This is a genomic window from Micromonospora sp. NPDC050686, assembly GCF_040654475.1.
Taxonomy (GTDB): domain Bacteria; phylum Actinomycetota; class Actinomycetes; order Mycobacteriales; family Micromonosporaceae; genus Micromonospora.
The window spans coordinates 273,217-295,215 of record NZ_JBFAID010000002.1 but is presented as its reverse complement, the minus strand read 5'-3'; the positions used below and the strand labels follow the sequence as shown (position 1 = coordinate 295,215).

The window sequence follows — 21,999 nt, the reverse complement described above, 5'->3', positions numbered from 1 at the left end:
GTTGGTGGGGTGAACTTCGACGCGTACGCCCGGACCGGCGTCGACCTGGTCAACGCCCGGCTGAACGACCTCGACGACCTGCGGGCCATCTTTCCGGACGAGAACGCGTGGATGCGCGACGAGGTCGCCGAACGGGACCTGGCGATCTTCCGGCGGGCGCAGAAGCGCCTGCGCGACGTGTTCGAGTACGGCACCTCGGGCCGGGACGCCCACGCGGTGACCGAGCTGAACGCGCTGCTGGAGGCGTATCCGGTGCAGCCACGCATCTCCGGCCACGACTCCAGCGACTGGCACATGCACGTGACCAGCCGGGGCTCCTCGGTCAGCGCGGAATACCTCGCCGGCGCGGTCTGGGGCCTGTCGGTCTGGCTCTGCGAATACGGTAGCGCCCGGTTCGGGGTCTGTGCCGACGAGCGCTGCGGCAACGTCTACCTGGACACCTCGTCGAACTGCTGCCGGCGGTTCTGCTCGGAGCGCTGCGCCACCCGCTCCCACGTCGCCGCCCACCGCGCCCGCAAGCGCGCCGCCATCGCCCCCGAACAACCCACCCCCACCCAGCCTCCGACCCTGACCCCCGCCTGACCCACCCCACCCACCTCTCCGCGCCCCCCGGGTGAGGGTCAGGCGTTCAGGGGGGTGGGGGCGGCCAGGTTGGCGCGGGCGAAGTCGAGGGCTTCCTTGAGGTCGGACTCGCGGGCGGTGCGGCTGCCGGCGCCGCGGGTGGTCACCTCGACGGCGACCGAGCCGGTGAAGCCGCGGCCGGCGAGCGAGCGGAGCAGCTCGGCGCAGGGTTGACCGCCCCGGCCCGGGACGAGGTGCTCGTCGCGCCCCTCGCCGGTGCCGTCGCCCAGGTGCACGTGGGCCAGGCCGGCGCCCATCCGGTCGGCCATCGCCAGCGCGTCGGTGTGCGAGGCGGCGCAGTGCGACAGGTCCAGCGTGTAGGAGGGGTAGCCGGTCTCGGTCGGGTCCCAGCCCGGCACGTACGGGACGAACTGCCGGCCGGCCATCCGCACCGGGTACATGTTCTCCACCCCGAAGCGCAGCCCGCCGAACCGGTCCGCGATCCGCTCCAGCCCGTCGGCGAAGCCCCGGGCGTAGTCGCGCTGCCAGGTGAACGGCGGGTGCACCACCACGGTCGGGGCGCCGAGCGTCTCGGCCAGCTCGGCGGAACGGCGCAGGCGCTCCCACGGGTCGGGGCTCCAGACCCGCTGGGTGACGAGCAGGCAGGGCGCGTGCACCGACAGCACCGGTACGCCGTAGTGCTCGGCGAGACCGCGCAGCGCGCCGGCGTCCCGGCTCACCGCGTCGGTCCACACCATCACCTCGACGCCGTCGTAGCCGAGCGCCGCAGCCAGCTGGAACGCCGCCGCCGTCCGCTCGGGGAAGACCGAGGACGTGGAAAGGAGAACCGGGACGTGGGAAGTCACATCCATCAGGGTAGCCGGGGCGGCCACCGGGCATCGTGACGAGCCACCGCAAAGCGCCCAGGCCGGCCGGGGCGTATCACTTCGGTTCGAGCTGGTCCAACCGGCTCAGGATGACCCCCTCGCGCAGCGCCCAGGGGCAGATGTCCAGCGCGTCGACGTCCAGCCGGCGCATCACCGCCTCGGCGACCACGGCGCCGGCCAGCAACTGGTGGGCCCGGCCGGCGCTCACCCCCTCCAACTCGGGCAGCTTCGCGGGCGGGATGTGCCGGATGAAGCCGATCACCTGCCGCAGCCCGGTGCGGGTCAGGCTGCGCCGGGCCCACAGGCCCGCGCCGGAGGGCGCCGCGCCGGCGAGCCGGGCCAGCGTACGGAACGTCTTCGAGGTGGCCACCGGACGCTCCCAGCCCACCGCGGCCAGCTTCTCGGTCACCGGCTCCAGCACCTCGTCGACGTACTCCCGCAGCTCGGCCACCACCTCGGCGGGCGGCGGCACCAGACCCGACGGGTCGACCCGCAGCCGCTCCCGGCTCAGCCGCCCCGCGCCGAGCGGCAGCGACTCCGCCACGTCCGGGTCCTCGTCGATCCCGGCCGCGAGCTCCAGCGAGCCGCCCCCGATGTCGAGCACCAACAGCCGGCCGGCGGACCAGCCGAACCAGCGCCGGACCGCGAGGAAGGTCATCCGCGCCTCGTCCGCGCCGGGCAGCACCTCCAGCCGTACGCCGGTGGCGTCGCGGACCCGGGCCAGCACCTCGGCCGCGTTGGTGGCGTCCCGGACCGCCGAGGTGGCGAAGGCGATCAGGTCGTCCACGGCCAGGCCCGCCGCGGCCGCCCTGGCCATGCCGACCGCCTCGACCAGGCTGTCCGCGCCGGCCCCGGTCAGCGCGCCGTCCGGGCCGATCTGCTCGGCCAGCCGCAGCACCACCTTCTCCGAGTGGGCCGGCCAGGGGTGGGCGCCGTGGTGCGCGTCGACCACCAGGAGGTGCACCGTGTTCGAACCGACATCGAGGACTCCCAGTCGCATGCTGACGACACTACGGCCGACGTGTTTCGTCGGCTCGCCGGCCGACCGGGGTCACCGAGCGTAGGCTGTGCCGGGTGACAAGCCAGGTGGAACTGCGGGTGCTGGTGGACGATCCCGACGACCCGCGCAGTCGTGAGGTGGGGCTGGACTTCCCCCGCGAGTGGATCGAGTTCGTCGACCCGGCCGACGCCAAGCACGTGATCCGCGCCGACCTGACCTGGTTGCTGTCCCGCTGGACCTGCGTCTTCGGCAAGGGCTGCCACGGCATCATCGCCGGCCGCGCCGCGGACGGCTGCTGCTCGCACGGGGCCTTCTTCACCGACGCGGACGACGAGAAGCGGGTCCGCGCGGCCGTCAAGCGGCTCACCCCGCAGACCTGGCAGCACTTCCGCAAGGGTTTCAAGAACTGGACCGAGAACGACACGGTGGACGGCAAGACCCCGGCCCGGCGTACGGCCACCCGGGACGAGGACGCGCCGTGCGTCTTCCTCAACGACGCGGACTTCCCGGCCGGCGGCGGCTGCGCGCTGCACGCCCAGGCGCTGCGCGACGGCGTGCACCCGCTGGAATACAAGCCCGACGTCTGCTGGCAGCTGCCGGTCCGGCGGGACCAGGAGTGGCACACCCGCCCGGACAACACCAAGGTGCTGATCTCCACGCTGGCCGAGTTCGACCGGCGCGGCTGGGGCGCCGGCGGCCACGACCTGGACTGGTGGTGCACCTCGTCGACCGACGCGCACGTCGGCGCCGACCCGATGTACGTCTCGTACGGCCCGGAGCTGACCGCGCTGGTCGGCGCGCCCGCGTACGCGAAGCTGGCCGAGCTCTGCGCGGCCCGGCTGCGCCAGGGGCAGGTCGCCCCGCACCCGGCCAGCGCGGGCTGACCTACTCCGCGGCGTCGGCGGGCAGCACCACGACGCCGTCGTCGTCGCAGTACACCCGGTCGCCCGGGGCGAAGTCGCAGTCGCCGAACGACACCGGCACGTCCCGCTCCCCCGCGCCGGTCTTGGCGCTCTTACGGGGGTTCGCGCCCAGCGCCTTGATGCCGATGGGCAGGGTACGCAGCGCGGCCACGTCCCGGACGGCACCGTTGATGACCACGCCCGCCCAACCGTTCCCGGCCGCCGCACCGGCGATGAGGTCGCCCAGCAGGGCGGTGTGCAGCGATCCGCCGCCGTCCACCACCAGCACCCGGCCTCGTCCCGGTTCGGCGACGACCGACTTCACCAGGGCGTTGTCCTGGAAGCACCGCACGGTCACGGCCACTCCGCCGAAGGCGCGCACCCCGCCGAACTGGCGGAGCTGGGTGTCACACGAGCCGAGGACCTCGCCGTACCGGTCGTAGAGGTCGGCGGTGGCGATCGGATCGGGGTTCGACATGGTTGGTTCTCCGTTTCACTCTTGGGGTGGTGAGCGGTGCAGGCGGGTGGCGGCGAGCGCCGCGCCGGCCAACCCGGCCGCCGTGCAGGCGAGCACGCCGGCCGCGCCGGCACCCGCCGCGAGCGCCCCGGCGGCGCTGGGGATGAGCACCTGACCGAGCCGGTTGCCGGTGAGCCGCAGCGACATGGCCCGGCCGCGCAGCCCGGGCGGCGCCACCTCGGCCAGGAACGACATGGTCAGCGGCTGCCCCGCGCCGAGCCCGAACCCGGCGACCGTCACCACCACGACCAGCACCGCGAACGGCAGCGGCGGCAGCAGCAGCGCCAGCCCGGCGGCGGAGACCGCGACGCTGCCGACCAGCACGGTACGCCGGCCCAGCACCGCCACCAGCCGCCCGAGCAGCAGCCGGGACGCCATCGAGGCGACCGCCCGCACGCCGAGCAGCACGCCGATCGCGCCGGACGCGATGCCGCGTTCCGTGCCGAGCGCGGGCAGGTAGACCAGCGAGATGTCGACCGCGGCCAGCACCACACAGCTCACCGTGAGGGCGCGGACCAGCCCCGGCTGGCGCAGCAACTTCCGCATCCCGCCCGCGCCGGGCCCGTCGCCGGCCGTGCCGTGGTGCCCGGACGGGCGCAGCAACAGCGCCACGACCAGCAGCGGCAGCGCCACCACCGCGGCACCGAGGAAGATGGCCCGGGTGTCCGGGATCGGCCGGCTCCCGCCGAAGACCACGATCAGCCCGGGGCCGAGCGCCTGCCCCAGCGAGGCGGCGAAGGTGTAGTGGCCGAACGCGGCGTCGTACCGCCGCGCGGGCGTACGGTTGGCCACCAGCGCCTGCTGGGCCACCACCGCGCACAGGTGCGCGGTGCCCAGCAGCATGCTGGCCACCACCAGGCCGGCCACCGTGCCGGCGAACGCCACAAAGCCGAGGCCGGCGGTGGCGAGCAGCACCGACCCGGCCACCGCGACCCGCCGCTCACCGAACCGGTCCACCGCGTGCCCGGACGGTACGGCCAGCACCAGCGGTACGACGGCGAAACTGGCTCCGAGCACGCCCAGCCAGGCCCCCGGCACGTCCAGCTCCAGCGCCCGGTACGCGGACGCCGGCCGGAGCATGAAGGTGACCGCCTGCACCACGACGGTGTGCGTGAGCAGCAGGGCGGTCTGGGCGCGCCCGGGGACCGTGGGGCCCCCGGGCGCCACTCAGTGGGCCTTCACGGCGAGCACCGGGCAGGGCACCCGGAGCAGGATCTCCTGCGCGGCCGAACCCATGATCAGCTTCCCGACCGGGGTCCGGTGCCGGATGCCGATCACCACCAGCGAGATCTGCTCGGCCTCGACGATCTCGACGATCTCCTCGGCCGCGTCCCGGCCCCGGACCAGCTGCCGCACGGCGTGCGCCACCCCGGCCGCGGTCAGCTCCCGGACCACCCGCTCCAGGTCACCCTCCTGGGCGAGCCGCGGGTCGGCGTACGCGTCACCGCGCGAGGTGTTCACCACCAGCAGTGACTCGTCGCGGAGCCGGGCCTGCTCCACGGCGGCGAGCAGCGCCGCCTCGCCGAGCGCCGACGGGACGTATCCCACCAGGATGGTCATGACGTCACCAGCCTCTCCCGAACCGGTCGAACCAGGAACCGCCCGATCAGCGGCCAGAGCAGCACCACCGCGACGACCGCGTAGATCACCCAGGACACCCAGCCGCCGAGCAGGCCGTGCAGCTCGCCGCCGGAGAGCTGCAACGCCCGCCGGCCGTGCAGCTCGGCGCGCGGGCCGAGGATGATGCCGACGATCATCGGCAGCACCGGCAGCCCGAACCGCCGCATGCCGAAGCCGAGCAGGCCGAGGATCAGCAGCAGGAACAGGTCGAACGGCTGGGCGTTGACCGCGTACGCGCCCATCGAGGCGAAGAAGAGGATCCCGGCGTAGAGGTACGGGCGGGGGATCCGCAGCAGCTTCGCCCAGGCCGGGGCGAGCGGCAGGTTGAGCACCAGCAGCAGCAGGTTGCCGATGAAGAGGCTGGCGATCAGCGTCCAGACCAGGCTGGACTCCCGGCTGAACAGCAGCGGGCCGGGCTGGATGCCGTACCCCTCGAAGGCGGCCAGCATCACCGCGGCGGTGGCGTTGGTCGGCAGGCCGATGGCCAGCATCGGCACCAGCGTGCCGGCGGCGGAGGCGTTGTTGGCCGCCTCCGGCCCGGCGACCCCCTCGATCGCGCCCTTGCCGAACTGCTCCGGGTGCTTCGACAGCTTCTTCTCGGTGACGTACGACAGGAAGGTGGGGATCTCCGCCCCGCCGGCCGGCACCGCCCCGAACGGGAACCCGAACGCGGTCCCGCGCAGCCACGGCTTCCAGGACCGCTTCCAGTCCTCCCGGCCCATCCACGGCTGGCCGACCGGGATCACCTCGCCGGCCTTACGGCGCAGGTGCGCGGCGATCCACAGCGCCTCGCCGACGGCGAAGATGCCGACCGCCACCACGACCACGTCGATGCCGTCGGCGAGCTGCGGGATGCCCAGGGTGAGTCGCTGCTGGCCGGACTGGTCGATGCCGATCACACCGATCACCAGGCCGAGCAGCAGCGCGGCGAGGCCGCGCACCCGGGAAGCGCCGAGCACCGCGGTGACCGACACGAAGGCCAACAGCATCAGCGCGAAGTAGTCGGGTGAACCGAGGCTGACCGCGAAGGCCACCACCGGCGGGATGGCCACCACCAGCAGCACGGTGGCGATGGTGCCGGCGATGAACGAGCCGATCGCGGCGGTGGCCAGCGCCTGCGCGGCCCGGCCCGCCTTCGCCATCTTGTTGCCCTCGATGGCGGTCACCACCGACGACGACTCGCCGGGGGTGTTCAGCAGGATCGAGGTGGTCGACCCGCCGTACATGCCGCCGTAGAAGATGCCGGCGAACAGGATGAACGCCTGGGTGGGCTCCATCCCGTAGGTGACCGGCAGCAGCAGCGCCACCGTCATCGCCGGCCCGATGCCGGGCAGCACGCCGACCGCGGTGCCGATGGTGACGCCGAGCAGCGAGATCAGCAGGTTCATCGGGGTCAGCACGTTGGCGAACCCGTCGAGGAGATTGCTCAGGTTGTCCATCTAGAGGATCCCTTGCAGCACGCCGGCGGGCAGGTCGACGCCGAGCCCGATGGCGAAGGTGTAGAAGGTGATCAACGACAGTGCGACGGAGATCAGCAGGTTGCGCACGTAGTGCCGGTTGCCCAGCGCGTACGCCGAACCCCAGAACAGGATCGTCCCGCTGATCACCCAGCCGAGCCGGTCGATGAGCACCGCGTTGACCAGAAACGCGCCGACCAGCAGCAGCACGGTCCGCCAGTCGATCGGGCTGGCCAGGTCGACGTCCTCGCCGGCCTCCGGCTCGCCGGAACCGCCGCGGGCCACGTCGACCGCATAGATCACCGCGACGATCAGCAGCAGCACGCCGAGCAGGATCGGCACCGCCTTCGGGCCGACCGGGTCGGCCGTGTTGATCGCCTCCCCGATGCGGGTCGTGGCTTCGAGGATGACCAGGCCACCGACCAGCGCAAGGAAGGCGCAGACGCCGTACTGCGCCCTGTCCGGCGTCCGCTCGGCGGCGGCCGCCGGGTCCGCGTCGGCCGCCGGCACCTCGGGGGTACGCGCCGCGTCGCCCGTGGCGGGGGCCGCCGACCCGGCGGGCGGGGCCGCCGGGCCGGCGGCGGGCGGGGCCGAACCGGAGGCGGGCGCGGGGGGTACGCCCACCTCCCGTTCCCGGGCCCCCGCCTGGTGCGGCAGGGTCGGGTCGGCCGGCCGGGACGGCGGGTCGCCGCCCCGGTCCGGTCGGGTCGTCATGCCGCTCATGCCAACCCGAGCTGCTTGAGCAGGTCGGCCACGGACTTGTCCTGTTCGGTGAGGAAGGTGGCGAACTCGTCGCCGGTGATGAACGCGTCGGTCCAGCCGCGCTTGGTCAGCTCGGCCTTCCACTGCTCCGACTCGTGCATCTTGGTAAGCGCGTCGATCCAGACCTTCTTGTCGGCGTCGCTGATCTCCGGCGGCGCCACGATGCCGCGCCAGTTGGTGAAGACCAGGTCGATGCCGGCGGACTTCAGCGTCGGCACGTCCTTGAGCGCGTCGATCGGTGCCTCGCTGGTCACCGCGAGGACCCGGATCTGACCGGCCTCCACCTGGTCGAGGAACTCGCCGAAGCCGCTCGCCCCGAAGGCGATCTTGCCGCCGAGCAGGGCGGGAAGGAGCTCGCCGCCGCCGTCGTACGAGACGTAGTTGACCTGGCGCGGGTCGATGCCGACGGTCTTGGCCAGCTGCATGGGCAGCAGGTGGTCCGGGCCGCCGGGCGACGAGCCGCCGCCGACCGCGAGGCCCTTCGGGTTGGCCTTCCAGGCGGTGACCAGGTCGTTGATCGTCTTGTACGGGGAGTCCTTCGGCACCACGATGGCGCCGGCCTCCTCGATCAGCTTGGCCAGCGGGGTGGTCTGGGTCAGCGTCGCCGCCGACTTCGAGGTGTAGGAGGCACCGACCACGCCCAGCCCCATCTGCATGGCGAGCTTGCCGTTGCCCTTTTCGTTCACCGTGCGCTGAAGGCCCACCGTGCCGCCCGCGCCGGGCAGGTTGAACACCTGCACGCCGGTGGCGATCTTGGCGTCCTCCATCACCTTCGCGGCGGTACGGGCCGTGGTGTCGTACCCACCGCCAGGCGAGTTCGGCACCATGATCCGCAGACCGGTGGCGGGCTTGCCGCTGTCTCCGGCCCCGGCCTCGTTCTTGTCGGCGGTGGCGCCGCAGGCGCCGAGCGCCAGCGCCGTGGCGGCGGCGACGCCCATGACCAGCAGGTTCCTACGAGTTGCCATCATGTTTCTCTTCCGTTTCGAATGAGTCCGGCGGCAAGATGATGGCCCCCCGGCCGGCATACAGTCAGCCTTCTGTCACCAGCGGAAATTGAGGTCTTTGTGGTCGCGATCACTTCCCGCCGCCGCACGCTGGCCGGGGAGCTGTTGGTTCTCCAGCTCGCGATCATCGTGGTCGTGCTCACGGCGGTGGCCGCGGTGTCACTGGCCCAGTCGGCGGCGACCTTCAACCGGGTCGAGGGCCGCCGGGTCGTCGCCGTGGGCGAGCAGCTCGCCGCCAACTCGCTGCTGCGGCAGCAACTCAACTGGCCGGCGCCCACCGAGGCGGTCGCGCTGCTCGTCCAGAACACCTCCACCCAGTACGGCGTCACCTCGGTGACCGTGGCGAACGATCGCGGCCGGGTGATCGCCTCGACCGACCCCACCCTGGTCGGCACCCCGGTCGGGCTCGGCGACCCGCGGGTGGCGCAGGGACGCAGCTGGTCCGGTGAGCTGACCGTCGGCCGGTCCCGGGAGCTGGTGGCCCAGGTGCCGGTGCTCGGCGACAATCCCGAGACGGATCTCGGCCGGCACCTCGGCGTGGTGGTGGTCGGCGAGGGCGCCCGGACCTGGTCGGAGCGGCTGGTCGGCGCCTCTTCGTACCTGCTCACCTATCTCGGCCTGGCCTCCGCCCTCGGGGTGGTCGGCTCCTGGCTGCTGGCCCGGCGGATCAAGCGCCAGACGTTCGGCCTGGAGCCGCGGGAGATCGCCGGGTTGGCCGAGCACCGGGAGGCGCTGTTGCACGGCATCGCCGAGGGGGTTATCGCGCTCGACCCGCAGCAGCGGATCACCCTGGTCAACAGCGTCGGTCGGCGGCTGCTCGACCTGCCCGAGCACTGCCTCGGGCGCAGCCTCGCCGAGCTGCGGATCTCCGGCCGGCTGCGCGACGTGCTGGCCGGCGACGCCGACGGGCCGGAGGCCCGGGACGAGGTGGTGGTCCGGGGCGGCCGGGTGCTGGTGATGAACCGGATGACGGTGGACCGCAAGGGCCGCCGGCTCGGCTCCGTCACCACCCTGCGGGACCGCACCGAACTGGCCCGGCTGGAGCGGGAACTGGGCTCGTTCCGCAGCACCACCGAGCTGCTCCGGGCGCAGACCCACGAGTTCGCCAACCAGTTGCACACCATCTCCGGGCTGATCCAGATCGGCGAGCACGACGAGGTCGTCCAGTACGTCGACGCGCTCAGCCGGCACCGCGCCTCGCTCGACCTGACCGTCACCAGCCGGATCCACGACACGGCGGTCGCCGCGCTGCTGATGGCCAAGTCGGCGCTGGCCGCCGAACGCCGGGTGGAGCTGCGGATCTCCGAGCACACCGGCCTGGGACGGCTGGAGCCCGAGGTCGCGGCGGACGTGGCGACGGTGCTGGGCAACCTGGTGGACAATGCCGTCGAGGCGGTGGCGGCCGGCCGGGAACCCGGCGACGACGACCCGGCCTGGGTGGAGGTGGAGCTGCGCCAGGACGCCTCCTCCGTCGAGATCGTGGTCCGCGACTGCGGGCCCGGCGTCGCCCCGGAACTCGCCCAGGAGGTGTTCGCCCACGGCTTCACCACCAAGGCGGCCCGCGGCGGCGAGCGGGGCATCGGGCTGGCGCTCACCCGGCTGGTCTGCAAGCGTCGCGGCGGTGAGGTCGCGGTGACGAACACCGAGGAGGGGGCGATGTTCACCGCCCGGCTGTCGGTGGGTGTGATGCGGGAGGTGGTCCGGTGATCGACGTACTGGTCGTCGACGACGACTTCATGGTGAGCCGGATCCACTGCGGTTTCGTCGAGCGGATCGACGGCTTCCGGGTGGTGGGCACCGCGAGCACCGGCGCGGAGGCGGTGGCCCGGGTCGAGGAGCTGCGTCCCGACCTGGTGCTGCTCGACCTCTACCTGCCGGACATGTTCGGCCTGGACGTGGTGACCCGGCTGCGCGCCGCCCGGCACGACTGCGACGTACTGGTGATCAGCGCCGCCCGGGAGGCCGAGGCGGTCCGCCGGGCGGTCCGCTACGGCGCGGTGAACTACCTGCTCAAGCCGTTCGGCTTCGACGAGCTGCGGGCCCGCCTGGAGCAGTACGCGACCCGCCGCAACACGCTGCGCGGCACAGTGGTCAGCGACCAGGCCGACGTGGACCGGGTGCTGTCCCGTAGCGGGGCGCACATCGCCACCTCGGCGCTGCCCCGCGGGCTGAGCCCGGAGACGGCGGAGCTGGTCGAGCGGGCACTCCGGGCGCAGGCCGGCAACCTCTCGGCGGCCGAGTGCGGCGACCTGGTGGGCATCTCCCGGGTCAGCGCCCGCCGCTACCTGGAGCACTTCTGTGGCACCGGACGCGCCGAGGTCAGCCTCCGCTACGGCGCTGCCGGCCGCCCCGAACGCCGCTACGCCTGGCTCGGCTGAAAGGCGGGGGCCCTTATTAACAGACGTTTGTTAATAAGGGCCCCTTCCTAACACCTCAGGGCTCGAACTTGTAGCCCAACCCGCGCACCGTCACGATGAAGCGCGGCGCGGACGGCTCCGGCTCGATCTTCGAGCGCAGCCGCTTGACGTGCACGTCCAGCGTCTTGGTGTCACCGACGTAGTCGGCACCCCACACCCGGTCGATCAGCTGCCCCCGGGTGAGCACCCGCCCGGCGTTGCGCAGCAGCAGCTCCAGCAGCTCGAACTCCTTCAGCGGCAGCTGCACCGGCGCGCCCTCGACGGTCACCACGTGCCGTTCGATGTCCATCCGGACCGGGCCGGCGGCCAGCGTCGGAGCGCCGGACTCGGCCGCCTCGGCGGTCTGCCGGCGCAGCACGGCCCGGATCCGGGCCACCAGCTCGCGCGGCGAGTACGGCTTGGTCACGTAGTCGTCGGCACCGATCTCCAGGCCGACCACCTTGTCGATCTCGCTGTCCCGCGCGGTCACCATGATGATCGGCACGTGCGAGCGCTGCCGCAGCTGCCGGCAGACCTCGGTGCCGGACATCTCCGGCAGCATCAGGTCGAGCAGCACGATGTCCGCACCGGTCCGGTCGAACTCGGTGAGGGCGTCGGTGCCCGTCGCGGCGACGGAGACCTCGAAACCCTCCTTGCGGAGCATGTACGACAGGGCGTCGGAGAAGGACTCCTCGTCCTCGACCACCAGAACGCGGCTCAACGGGACTTCCTTTCCATCACGGTCGGTCCTGCCGAGGCTCAGCCGGGCCGGCCTCGATCCCAGCCGACGCGAGTGTCGCCTCCAGGTCGTCCGGAGGGCCGGCGGGCAGCCGGAGGGTGAACGTCGACCCTCCACCAAGAGTGCTCGACACGTCGACCCGGCCGCCATGGTTGCCGGCGATGTGCTTCACGATGGCCAGCCCCAGGCCGGTGCCGCCGGTCGCCCGGGACCGGGCCTGGTCCGCGCGGTAGAACCGTTCGAAGATCCGGTCGACGTCCGACGGCGCGATCCCGGCGCCCTGGTCGGTGACCGAGATCTCCACGTGGTCGTCGGTGGCCCGGGGGGTGATCCGGACGACGCTGTCCTCGCCCGAGTAGTTGATCGCGTTCTCCACCAGGTTGGCCACCGCCGTGGCGAGCTGGCTGTCGCTGCCGTACACGGTCAGCCCCGTGGCGCCCTCGACGACCACCTGAATCCGGCGGGCGGTGGCCGTGGTGCGGGTCCGGTCCAGCACCTCGGCGATCACCCAGTCCACCGCGACCGGCTCCGGCGGCGGCTGCTCCTCGGCCCCCTGCAACCGGGTCAGTTCCAGCAGCTCCTGCACCAGCCGGCCCAGTCGGGTGGACTCGTGCTGGATCCGCTCGGCGAACCGGCGGGCGGCCACCAGGTCCTCGGGCAGGTCGGCCGGCGTCCCGCCGGCCGGTTCGGTGGCGTCCAGCAGCGCCTCGGCGAGCAGCTGCAACGCTCCGATCGGGGTCTTCAGCTCGTGGCTGACGTTCGCCACGAAGTCCCGGCGCACCCGGGCCACCCGGTGCGCCTCGGTGACGTCCGCCGCCTCGACGGCGATGTAGTCGGCGCCGATGCCCATCGCGCGCAGGTGCACCCCGAGCGGGTTCACCCCGGCGCTGTCGCGACCGCGCGGCAGGTCCAGCTCGATCTCGCGCCGCACCCCGGTGCGGCGCACCTGGCCGGCCAGGGTACGGATCAACGGGTGCGGGGCGAGGGAGCCGGGGGTGGCGCCGGTGCGCAGCAGCCCCATCGCCCGGGCCGCCGGGTTGACCAGCACCGGCACGTCGTCGGGGTCCAGCACCACGACACCGGCGCGCAACGAGTCGATCGTCTTCCGACCGATCCCGGAGAGCGCGACCTGCTGTTCGTCCGCTATCGCGGGCCTCCCCCTGCTCCGGCGGGAGACGGCACTCCCCCGCGACGCCCTCCGGTGCCACCAGTTACCGACGGGCGCGGCGAGCAGCGCACCGGCGACCAGGCCGGTCGCCAGGGCCACCGCGACCACGACCGCCTCCGCCCATTCCACCCGGCGATCGTAGGGTCATTGTTAACCCGGGGACCGCACAGAACGGGACGAACCACTCTCGCTTCCGGGAATGTTCACCCACGGGTCCCGCGTCGTTCACCCGCGTTCACCTTCGGTCCGTTCCCCCGACCTACGGTGGTCGCGCACCCGCTCAACCCCCGTACGCCGGCGCCACACCGACGGACCGGCGGCCACGACGTACAGGACGTGATGATGCGCGACGAGTTCCGAGCCGATCTCCAGATCGTGAGCCAGCTGCTGGTGGACATGGCGGAGGGCGTACGGGCCGCGCTCAAGCGCGCCACCCGGGCGCTGCTCACCGCGGACCGGGAGGCGGCCGAGACGGTGATCGCGCAGGACGCCGAGATCGACGGCCTCTACCGGCACGTCGAGGAGCGGGTCTGCGACCTGCTCGCCCGGCAGGCGCCGGTCGCCTCCGACCTGCGCGCCATGATCACCGCGCTGCACGTGGCGGCGGACCTGGAGCGGATGGGCGACCTGGCCGAGCACGTGGCCAAGACCGCCCTGCGCCGCCACCCCTCCCCGGCGGTGCCGGCCGAGCTGCGGCCGGTCTTCACCGACATGGCGGGCATCGCCGACCGGATGGCGGAGAAGATCGCCGTGGTGCTGGCCCGCCCCGACGCCGACCTCGCCGCCGAACTGGACCACGACGACGACGCCATGGACGACCTGCACAAGAGCTTGTTCGGGGTGCTGCTGAGCGACGACTGGCCGTACGGGGTGGAGACGGCGATCGACGCGACCCTGCTCGGGCGCTACTACGAGCGCTTCGCCGACCACGCGGTCAACGCCGGCGAGCACGTGGTCTACCTGATCACCGGCGAGCCCAAGTGACAGGCGGGGCCCCTTCTCAACAGACGCCTGTCAAGAAGGGGCCCCGCCTTACACCTCAGCGGCCCTGGTTGGCGACTGCGGCGGCGGCCTTTTTGGCGGCCTCCGGGTCGAGGTACGTCCCGCCGAGCACCTGCGGGCGCAGGTCCGGGTTCAGGTCGTAACGCAGCGGGATCCCGGTGGGGATGTTCAGCTTGGCGATCTCCGCGTCGGAGATCTCGTCGAGGTGCTTGACCAGGGCGCGCAGCGAGTTGCCGTGCGCGGCCACCAGCACCGTCCGGCCGGCCAGGATGTCCGGCACGATCGAGTCGTACCAGTACGGCAGCATCCGGTCGACGACGTCCTTCAGGCATTCGGTGCGCGGCATCAGCTCGGTCGGCAGCAGCGCGTACCGGGGGTCGCCGACCTGGGACCACTCGTCGTCGTCGGCGATCGGCGGCGGCGGGGTGTCGTACGAGCGGCGCCAGAGCATGAACTGCTCCTGGCCGTACTCGTCGAGGGTCTGCTTCTTGTCCTTGCCTTGCAGCGCGCCGTAGTGCCGCTCGTTGAGCCGCCACGACCGGCGCACCGCGATCCAGTGCCGGTCGGCGGCGCCCAGCGCCAGCTCGGCGGTGCGGATCGCCCGGCGCAGCAGGCTGGTGTGCACCACGTCCGGCAGCAGGTCGTGCTCGCGCAGCAGTTCGCCACCGCGGCGCGCCTCGCGCTCCCCCTTCTCGGTCAGGTCGACGTCGACCCAGCCGGTGAAGAGGTTCTTGGCGTTCCAGTCGCTCTCGCCGTGCCGCAGCAGGACCAGCGTCCCGACGGTGGGCCCTTCGCTCGCTGTCATGCCGATCATCCTGCCGTACCGGCCCGGCGGACACGCGGGGACCGGCGGTGACGACCACCACGTGGAAATGCGGATGACCGGTGATCACCAACGGGACTAGGTTGTAAGGCGCTGCAAGGATGTCGGTCATTACCTGTTCGGGGGGCGGGACGTGCGGACGGTGCGAGGCTGGTTCCAGGAAACGGCGGGCGGGCTGCCCCGCACCTTCTGGTACCTGTGGACCGGCACCCTGATCAACCGGCTCGGCTCGTTCGTGCTGGTCTTCCTCGCCATCTACCTCACCCAGGCGCGCGGGTTCTCCGCCACCCAGGCCGGCCTGGTGATCGGGCTGTGGGGCGTCGGCGGCGCGGTCGGCACCACCGTTGGCGGCACCCTCACCGACCGCTGGGGCCGGCGGCCCACCCTGCTCACCGCGCACCTGGGCGCGGCCACCATGATGGTCGCGCTCGGCCTGGCCCGGCCGCTCTGGGCGGTGGCCGTCGGCGCGCTGCTGCTCGGCACGTTCGCCGAGGCGGCCCGCCCCGCGTTCGGGGCCATGATGATCGACGTGGTGCCGGCGAAGGACCGGCTGCGTGCCTTCTCGCTGAACTACTGGGCGATCAACCTCGGCTTCGCCTGCGCCGCGGTCCTCGCCGGGCTCGCCGCCGAGGCCGGCTACCTGCTGCTGTTCCTGGTGGACGCGGTCACCACCCTGGTCACCGCGCTGATCATCTTCTTCCGGGTGGGTGAGACGCGGAGGGTCTCCGTCGCCGCGCCGACCGGTGGCGCCGCCCCGGCCGGGGCGCTGCGTACCATCGCGGCCGACCGGGTCTTCCTGGTCTTCGTGACGCTCAACCTGCTCGGCGCGCTGGTCTTCCTCCAGCACATCTCGATGCTGCCGATCGCGATGAGCGATTCCGGGCTGAGCCCGGCCACCTACGGCTCGGTCATCGCCCTCAACGGCGTGCTGATCGTGGTCGGGCAGCTCTTCGTCCCGCGGCTCATCCGGGGCCGGAGCCGCTCACACGTGCTCGCCCTGGCGGCGGTGGTGATGGGCGTCGGCTTCGGGTTGACGGCGTTCGCCGACGCCGCCTGGTTCTTCGGGCTCACCGTGCTGGTCTGGACGCTCGGCGAGATGCTCAACTCGCCGTCCAACGCCACGCTGATCGCCGAACTCTCCCCCGCCGAGTTGCGCGGACGCTACCAGGGCGTCTTCTCGCTCTCCTGGCAACTGGCCGGGGCCATCGCCCCGGTCCTCGGCGGGCTCGTCCGGGAACGGTCCGGTGACACCGCGCTCTGGCTCGGCTGCGCCGCGATCGGCCTGGTGATGGCGGTGGCCCACCTGGTCTCCGGCCCGGCCCGCGAGCGGCGGGCCGCCCAGCTGCGGGCGCCGGCCACGCCGGTCGAGCCGGTCACCGCCGGTCGGGCGCCCGCGCCGGCGGCGGCCGAGGCCGCGGCCATCGCACCCGCCGAGCCGGTCCGCGCCACCTCCTGAGTACGCCGGATATCGTCGTCGGCGGACAGTAGTTAACAAACCTTCGGGAGGGGCTCGTGAGGGCCGCGCGGCACTGGTTGCGGGACACGACGGGCGGGCTGCCGGCCACCTTCTGGTACCTCTGGACCGGGCTGCTGATCAACCGCGCCGGCATGTTCGCGGTGCTCTTCCTGTCCCTCTACCTGACCACCGCGCGGGGCGCCTCCCCGGCGCTGGCCGGCGCCGTCGTCGGGGCGTACGGGGGCGGCGGGGCGGTCGGGGTGCTGCTCGGCGGGGTGCTGGCCGACCGCTGGGGCCGGCGGGCCACCCTGCTCGCCGCGCACCTGGCGGCCGGCGCGCTGATGGTCGGGCTGGCCTTCACCCGGGACCTGGCGGTCATCGCCGCGCTGGTCGCCCTGCTCGGGGTGGCGCACTCCATGCTCAGCCCCGCCTTCGTCGCCGCGATCATCGACGTGGTGCCCGAACACCGCCGCCCGTACGCCTTCAACCTCCAGTTCTGGGCGTTCAACCTGGGCATGGCGGTGGCCTCGCTGCTGGCCGGCCTGCTCGCCGAGGCGAGTTTCGTCGCCCTCTTCCTGCTCGACGCCGCCGCCACGCTGACCGCCGCGCTGGTGATCGCCGCCCGGGTGCCGGAGAGCCTGCCCCGCGGCGTGTCCCGGCGGCCTCCCGACCATCGGCCGGCGGGCCGGGCCGGATCCCGGCCGGGCCTGGTCACCGCGCTCACCGACCGGAACTTCCTGGTCTTCGTCGGGCTGACCTTCCTGCTGGCCGTGCTCACCATGCAGACCTCGACCATCATGCCGCTGGCGATGCGCGCGGACGGGCTGACGCCCTCGGCGTACGGCGTCGTGGTGGCGCTGGGCGGGGCGCTGATCGTGCTGGGGCAGCTCTTCGTGCCCCGGCTGATCGCCCGGTACCGCAAGGCCGGGGTGCTCGCCGTGGCCACCGCGCTGATGGGGCTCGGCTTCGGCGCGCTGGCGCTCGCCGACGACCTGTGGGCGTACCTCGGCGCGGCGGTGGTCTGGACGGCCGGCTCGATGCTCGCCGCGCCACCCAACGCGCAGATCAACGCGGACCTGGCCCCGCCGGAGCTGCGCGGGCGCTACCAGGCGGTCTTCTACCTGACCTTCCCGGCGGCGTCGTTCGTGGCGCCCGCGCTGGGCGGGCTGAGCCTGCAACACCTGGGCGACTGGCACTGGCTGGTGGTCGGCGCGCTGGGGCTGGCCGCGGCGGCCGGTCACCTGCTCGCCGGGCCGGCCCGGGAACGCCGGACGGCAGACCTGCGGGCCCGCCTCGACCGGCCGGCCGAGGCGCCGGTCGGCAGCCGCTGACCGCCACCGGGCGGACGAAAAGGGTTTGGAAACGGGTCGAGCGCCCACCTCGACCCCCGTCGTGGTGGACGCTCGCCCCGTCACCCGGCGGCGGCGGGCGACCCTCACCCCCGTAAGCGTCGCCCGCTCGCGCCGCCGGTACCACGGGTGGCACCGTCCCCCAACGGTGTGCTCCACCCGTTCTGTGCGCCGTCGCCTGGTGCACGGATCTGATCGATCCGCCGCTCCCCCGAACGTTTCCAAGCGTGGCGCGGTGCAATAAAGTTAGTTCGCCCCGGATTCCGGATTCAACCTGAATCGCTGTCTCGCCGGTCACAGCACCGACGTCCGGATCGGTCGCGGTCCTCCGGAGCCTGTCTGGGCAAACAGCGTCTACCCGCCCCGCATTCCCGCAAACGCTCAGGCGTCCGCCCGATCGGGTGACTCGGTCCGGAAGAAGTTGCTCTGCCGGCCGTCGCGCAGCTGCTCCTGGTAGATCAGGTTCAGCCGGCGCGAGTCGAACGTCCGGAACCAGTCGTCCCAGGTGATCTCGCGGATCCGGCTGCTCTCCCGGTATCCGGGCAGGTTGAACGTCAGCACCCCCGGGCGGTCGCCCCGCTCGGTGCCGGCGATGGTGGCGGGACGGGCGTTGCGGGCCCGCGCCCAGCGCTGGATGACCTCGTGGTTCGTGGTGACCAGGCTGCGCCCCGGACGCTCCGGCCGGTCCTGGAGCGAGCTGATCTGCTGCGACGAGTGCACCGACCGCGAGGTCGACCGACCGGTCCGCACCGATGTCGCCTTCGTCGCCGTACGCCCGGTCCCCGACGCGGCGGACGTCCGCTTCGCCGGCGCCGCCTTCGCCCGCGCCGGAGCCGCCTTGGCCCGGCTCGGGGCCGCCTTCGCCCGCGCCGGCGCCGCCTTCGCCCGACTCGGGGCCGCCTTCGCCCGGCTCGGGGTGGCCTTGGCCCGGGTCGGGGTGGCCTTGGCCCGGGTCGGTGCCGGTGCCGCCTTCGCCCGCGCCGCGGACGTACGCTTCGCCGGGCCCGCCGCCTTCCGGGTCCCCGCCGCCCGGCCCGCCGGCCCGGTGGCACCCCGCGCGGCCCCGCCCGAGCGGCGCTCGGTACGCATCGTCTGCGCCAGCGTCTTCACCAGCTCCGGCTTGCGCAGCCCGGAGATGCCGGCGACCCCGCGGCGGCGCAACTGCCCGCGAATGTCGTCCACCTTCATCCGGGAGATCTCCGACTCGGAGATGTTCGGCGTGTTCGGCGTCTGGTTGCCCGACTTGCCTCTGGTCCTGGTCGCAGTCCCGCCGCGACCTGAGCTGCTGCGCTGAGCCATGTGTCCACGCTCCTCGACAGTCCGTCCTCGGCTCGCGGCCGGTCCCAGTGCCGCACCGCGCGGTGCGGCATACCCGTCAGGACGGGTCCGAACCACCGGGGACGGGGGCGGCGTGCCGCGCGCCGTCGGCGGCGGCGGACGGCTCGAACAGGTGAGCGAAGGCGGCGAGGTTGGCGGTGGACTCGCCGCGCTTGACCCGCCACTCCCACTCCCGCCGGATGGCTGTGCCGAAGCCGATCTCGAGCATGGTGTCGAAGGACTCGTCGGCGTACGTCAGCACGGCCCCCAGCAGCCGGTCCAGCTCGTCGGCGTCCACCCCGGCGAGATTGACCCGCCCGGTCAGGTAGACGTCGCCGACCGAGTCGATGGAGAACGCCACCCCGTACATCCGGGCGTTGCGCTGCAGCAGCCAGGCCCAGAGCTCCTCGCGCCGCTCGTCCGGCTGGCGCATCACGAACGCCTCGACCCGCAGCGCGTGCTCGCCCACGATCAGGTTGCAGATCGTCTTGAGCTTGTGGGTGCCGGGGAGGGTGACCGCGTAGGACGCCTCGCCGGTGGCCTCCCAGTCCAGCTCCCGCTCGGCGCAGACCGACTCGATCAGGGTGGCGACTTCGCTCTTGGCGCTCATCCACCCCACTCTACGTTCGGCCCCCGGCCCCCGCCGCGATGGTTAGGCGGGGCCCCCTCCTATACCGAATGCGTTAACCGGGGCCCCCTCCTGACACCGCTCACCAGGAGCAGGTGACGGGGAGGCGGGCGGCGAGCCGGTCGCGGTGCTCGGCGATCGCCTCGCCGTAGACGGCGAGCAGACCGGAGACGGTGCGCTGCCAGGAGAAGTCGCGGGCGTGCCGCTCGGCTCCCCGCGACAGTGCGGCCCGCCGCACCCGGTCCGGCAGCAGCCGGGCCAGCACCCGGGCCCAGTCGTCCGGGTCGTGGCCGTCGATGAGCACCCCGCTCACCCCGTCCCGGACGGCGGTGACCAGGCCGCCCCGGGCGGCGGCCAGCACCGGGGTGCCGCACGCCTGCGCCTCCAGCGCCACCAGCCCGAACGACTCGTTGTGCGAGGGCACCGCCACCAGGTCGGCGGCCCGGTACAGCGCGGGCAGGGCGTCGCCGGTGAGCGGCGGCAGGAACCGCACCCGGTCGGTGACGCCGAGCGCGGCGGCCAGGTCGATCAGCGCGGTCGGTCGGTCCAGGCCGCTGCCGCTCGGCCCGCCGCAGATCACCACGGTCACCTCGTCGGCGAGCCGGGGATCGCGGCGCCGGAGCGCGGCCACCGCGCGGACCAGCACGTCGGGGGCCTTGAGTGGCTGGATCCGCCCGACGAACGCCACCACGTACCCGTCGGTGGGCAGCCCCAGCCGGCGGCGGGCCGCGAGGGTCGCGGCGTGCCGGTCCCCCGGGGTCGGGCGGAACCGGTCCAGGTCGACGCCGGGCTCGACCACGGCGACCCGCTCCGGGTCGGCGCCGTACCGGTCGAGCAGGTCCCGCGCCTCGACCCGGGTGTTGGCGATCAGCCGGTCGGCCTCGGCGACCACCTGCTCCTCGCCGATCACGCGGGCCTTCGGCTCCGGTCGGTCACCGGCGGCGAGCTGGGCGTTCTTGACCTTTGCCAGGGTGTGCGCGGTGTGCGCCAGCGGCACCCCCCAGCGTTCCTTGGCCAGCCAGCCGACCTGGCCGGAGAGCCAGTAGTGCGAGTGGATCAGGTCGTAATGGCCGGGCGGCCGGGATGCCTCGGCGCGCAGCACGCCGGCGGTGAAGGCGCAGAGCTGGCCGGGCAGCTCCTCTTTGGTCAGCCCCTCCAGGGGCCCGGAGGTGATGTGCCGGACGTGCACGCCGGGCGCCATCTCGACCACCGGCGGCAGGTCGCCGGAGGTGGCCCGGGTGAAGATCTCGACCTCGACGTCGGCCTCGGCGAGCCGCCGGGCGACCTCGAGGATGTAGACGTTCATGCCGCCCGCGTCCCCCGTGCCGGGCTGGTGCAGCGGCGAGGTGTGCACGGAGAGGGTCGCGATCCGCCGGGGCCGCGGCCACGGCAGGGCGCCCCGCTGACGACCCACACCGGTGTGCAATTCCGCCACGTCCGCTCCTTCTGTCACGGTTGATGCCGTCCCGCACGACCGGCGCTCCTCGGTCAACCCGTACGCCGGATGTCATCTTCCCCATCGGGCTTCGGAAATGCGCAGGGCCGGGTGGCCGGCGTGACGGACCTCATTCCGGCCCGGTCGGGCCGCCCGCGCGCACGCCGTGAGCGGGAGCGAGAATGGTCCGATGACCTCTGTCGCGATCGTCACCGGGGCGTCCAGCGGGATCGGGGCGGCCACCGCCCGCCGGCTCGCCGCCGAGGGCTTCCACGTGCTCGCCGCCGCCCGGCGCACCGACCGGCTGGCCGGCCTGGTCGCCGAGATCGAGCAGGCCGGCGGCGCGGCCACCGCCGTCGAGTGCGACGTCACCTCCGACGAGTCGGTGGCCGCCCTGCGGGCCGCCGCCGAGGCCGCGCCCGGGCCGGTCACCCTGCTGGTCAACAACGCCGGCGGCGCGCGCGGGCTCGACCCGGTGGAGTCCGGCTCGGTCGGCGACTGGCAGTGGATGTACGACGTCAACGTGCTCGGCACGCTGCGGGTGACCCAGGCGCTGCTGCCCGCGCTGGAGGCCTCCGGCGCGGGCACCGTCGTGATCGTCAGCTCGACCGCCGGGCACACCGTCTACGAGGGTGGCGGCGGGTACACCGCGGCGAAGCACGCCCAGACCGCGATCGCCGGCACGCTCCGGCTCGAGCTGTGCGGCCGGCCGGTCCGGGTGATCGAGATCGACCCGGGCATGGTGCGGACCGACGAGTTCGGCCTGGTCCGGTTCGGCGGTGACGCCGAGCGGGCAGCCGCCGTCTACGCCGGGGTGGCCGAGCCGCTCGTCGCCGACGACGTCGCCGACTGCGTCGCCTGGTGCGCCACCCGCCCGCACCACGTGAACATCGACCAGTTGGTGGTCCGCCCGCTGGCCCAGGCGGCCCAGCACAAGGTGCACCGGGTCGCACAGTGAAGCGCGAGGAGTGAGCCG

The 21,999-nt window shown here is 73.2% G+C and carries 22 protein-coding genes; 8 read left to right on the top strand and 14 right to left on the bottom strand.

Features of this window, described 5'->3' with window-relative positions; genetic code table 11:
• Positions 1-9 precede the first annotated feature (9 nt).
• Positions 10-582, top strand: coding sequence for a CGNR zinc finger domain-containing protein (locus tag AB0H57_RS03580; protein WP_357502234.1), 573 nt, complete (start codon positions 10-12; stop codon positions 580-582).
• A 38-nt stretch (positions 583-620) separates the two neighbouring features.
• Here AB0H57_RS03580 and AB0H57_RS03575 read toward each other — a convergent pair whose 3' ends face one another.
• Positions 621-1,427: a sugar phosphate isomerase/epimerase gene (locus tag AB0H57_RS03575; RefSeq protein ID WP_357502232.1), complete on the bottom strand. Its 807-nt coding sequence runs from the start codon at positions 1,425-1,427 to the stop codon at positions 621-623.
• Positions 1,428-1,503: 76 nt separating this feature from the next.
• On the bottom strand, positions 1,504-2,448 hold the full coding sequence (locus AB0H57_RS03570) for a Ppx/GppA phosphatase family protein (protein WP_357502230.1): 945 nt from the start codon (positions 2,446-2,448) through the stop codon (positions 1,504-1,506).
• 74 nt (positions 2,449-2,522) lie between these two features.
• Between AB0H57_RS03570 and AB0H57_RS03565 the strand changes: the two genes are divergently transcribed.
• Positions 2,523-3,332, top strand: a complete 810-nt coding sequence (locus AB0H57_RS03565; RefSeq protein WP_357502228.1) for a hypothetical protein — start codon at positions 2,523-2,525, stop codon at positions 3,330-3,332.
• Between the two features lies 1 nt (position 3,333).
• On the opposite strand, the gene rraA is transcribed toward AB0H57_RS03565, so the two are convergent.
• From rraA to AB0H57_RS03535, 6 genes are read right to left on the bottom strand one after another with little or no spacing between them, the layout of a single operon-like run.
• Positions 3,334-3,828, bottom strand: coding sequence for a ribonuclease E activity regulator RraA (gene rraA / locus AB0H57_RS03560; protein ID WP_357502226.1), 495 nt, complete (start codon positions 3,826-3,828; stop codon positions 3,334-3,336).
• A gap of 15 nt (positions 3,829-3,843) precedes the next feature.
• Positions 3,844-5,034 carry an MFS transporter gene (locus tag AB0H57_RS03555; RefSeq protein WP_357502224.1) on the bottom strand — a complete coding sequence of 397 codons (1,191 nt, stop codon included), beginning with the start codon at positions 5,032-5,034 and terminating at the stop codon, positions 3,844-3,846.
• Positions 5,035-5,427, bottom strand: coding sequence for a universal stress protein (locus tag AB0H57_RS03550; protein WP_357502222.1), 393 nt, complete (start codon positions 5,425-5,427; stop codon positions 5,035-5,037).
• Positions 5,424-6,926: a tripartite tricarboxylate transporter permease gene (locus AB0H57_RS03545; protein ID WP_357502220.1), complete on the bottom strand. Its 1,503-nt coding sequence runs from the start codon at positions 6,924-6,926 to the stop codon at positions 5,424-5,426. The genes AB0H57_RS03550 and AB0H57_RS03545 overlap by 4 nt, the downstream gene beginning before the upstream one ends.
• Entirely contained in the window at positions 6,927-7,667 is a 741-nt protein-coding gene (locus tag AB0H57_RS03540; protein ID WP_357502218.1) for a tripartite tricarboxylate transporter TctB family protein, read from the bottom strand. It lies immediately after the preceding gene.
• Entirely contained in the window at positions 7,664-8,671 is a 1,008-nt protein-coding gene (locus AB0H57_RS03535; protein ID WP_357502216.1) for a tripartite tricarboxylate transporter substrate binding protein, read from the bottom strand. Before AB0H57_RS03535 ends, AB0H57_RS03540 begins: the two co-directional genes overlap by 4 nt.
• Before the next feature lie 99 nt (positions 8,672-8,770).
• Between AB0H57_RS03535 and AB0H57_RS03530 the strand changes: the two genes are divergently transcribed.
• Together AB0H57_RS03530 and AB0H57_RS03525 are read left to right on the top strand one after the other, a co-directional pair.
• Positions 8,771-10,417, top strand: coding sequence for an ATP-binding protein (locus AB0H57_RS03530; protein WP_357502214.1), 1,647 nt, complete (start codon positions 8,771-8,773; stop codon positions 10,415-10,417).
• Positions 10,414-11,088: a response regulator gene (locus tag AB0H57_RS03525; protein ID WP_357502212.1), complete on the top strand. Its 675-nt coding sequence runs from the start codon at positions 10,414-10,416 to the stop codon at positions 11,086-11,088. Before AB0H57_RS03530 ends, AB0H57_RS03525 begins: the two co-directional genes overlap by 4 nt.
• Before the next feature lie 55 nt (positions 11,089-11,143).
• On the opposite strand, the gene AB0H57_RS03520 is transcribed toward AB0H57_RS03525, so the two are convergent.
• Both AB0H57_RS03520 and AB0H57_RS03515 read right to left on the bottom strand, forming a co-directional pair.
• Complete coding sequence (locus AB0H57_RS03520; protein ID WP_357502210.1) at positions 11,144-11,827, bottom strand: response regulator transcription factor; 684 nt, start codon at positions 11,825-11,827, stop codon at positions 11,144-11,146.
• Between the two features lie 16 nt (positions 11,828-11,843).
• The gene (locus AB0H57_RS03515; protein ID WP_357502208.1) at positions 11,844-13,142 is read right to left on the bottom strand and encodes an ATP-binding protein; all 1,299 of its coding nucleotides are present in this window, start codon (positions 13,140-13,142) and stop codon (positions 11,844-11,846) included.
• A gap of 213 nt (positions 13,143-13,355) precedes the next feature.
• Between AB0H57_RS03515 and phoU the strand changes: the two genes are divergently transcribed.
• Positions 13,356-13,997 (top strand): phosphate signaling complex protein PhoU, encoded by a 642-nt coding sequence (gene phoU, locus AB0H57_RS03510; protein WP_357502206.1) that lies wholly within the window; start codon positions 13,356-13,358, stop codon positions 13,995-13,997.
• 55 nt (positions 13,998-14,052) lie between these two features.
• On the opposite strand, the gene AB0H57_RS03505 is transcribed toward phoU, so the two are convergent.
• Entirely contained in the window at positions 14,053-14,820 is a 768-nt protein-coding gene (locus tag AB0H57_RS03505) for a phosphoglyceromutase (RefSeq protein WP_357502204.1), read from the bottom strand.
• Between the two features lie 151 nt (positions 14,821-14,971).
• Between AB0H57_RS03505 and AB0H57_RS03500 the strand changes: the two genes are divergently transcribed.
• Together AB0H57_RS03500 and AB0H57_RS03495 are read left to right on the top strand one after the other, a co-directional pair.
• A complete protein-coding gene (locus tag AB0H57_RS03500; RefSeq protein ID WP_357502202.1) occupies positions 14,972-16,294 on the top strand; it encodes an MFS transporter in 1,323 nt (440 codons plus the stop codon).
• 56 nt (positions 16,295-16,350) lie between these two features.
• On the top strand, positions 16,351-17,625 hold the full coding sequence (locus tag AB0H57_RS03495) for an MFS transporter (protein WP_357502200.1): 1,275 nt from the start codon (positions 16,351-16,353) through the stop codon (positions 17,623-17,625).
• Between the two features lie 399 nt (positions 17,626-18,024).
• Here the strand turns inward: AB0H57_RS03495 and AB0H57_RS03490 are convergent, their stop codons facing one another.
• The 3 genes from AB0H57_RS03490 to mshA form a co-directional block, all read right to left on the bottom strand.
• Positions 18,025-18,942, bottom strand: a complete 918-nt coding sequence (locus AB0H57_RS03490) for a hypothetical protein (protein WP_357502198.1) — start codon at positions 18,940-18,942, stop codon at positions 18,025-18,027.
• A 76-nt stretch (positions 18,943-19,018) separates the two neighbouring features.
• On the bottom strand, positions 19,019-19,570 hold the full coding sequence (locus AB0H57_RS03485; RefSeq protein WP_357502197.1) for a YbjN domain-containing protein: 552 nt from the start codon (positions 19,568-19,570) through the stop codon (positions 19,019-19,021).
• A 100-nt stretch (positions 19,571-19,670) separates the two neighbouring features.
• Positions 19,671-21,023 (bottom strand): D-inositol-3-phosphate glycosyltransferase, encoded by a 1,353-nt coding sequence (mshA, locus tag AB0H57_RS03480; protein WP_357502195.1) that lies wholly within the window; start codon positions 21,021-21,023, stop codon positions 19,671-19,673.
• Between the two features lie 190 nt (positions 21,024-21,213).
• Between mshA and AB0H57_RS03475 the strand changes: the two genes are divergently transcribed.
• Complete coding sequence (locus tag AB0H57_RS03475) at positions 21,214-21,981, top strand: SDR family NAD(P)-dependent oxidoreductase (RefSeq protein WP_357502193.1); 768 nt, start codon at positions 21,214-21,216, stop codon at positions 21,979-21,981.
• Positions 21,982-21,999: the final 18 nt, after the last annotated feature.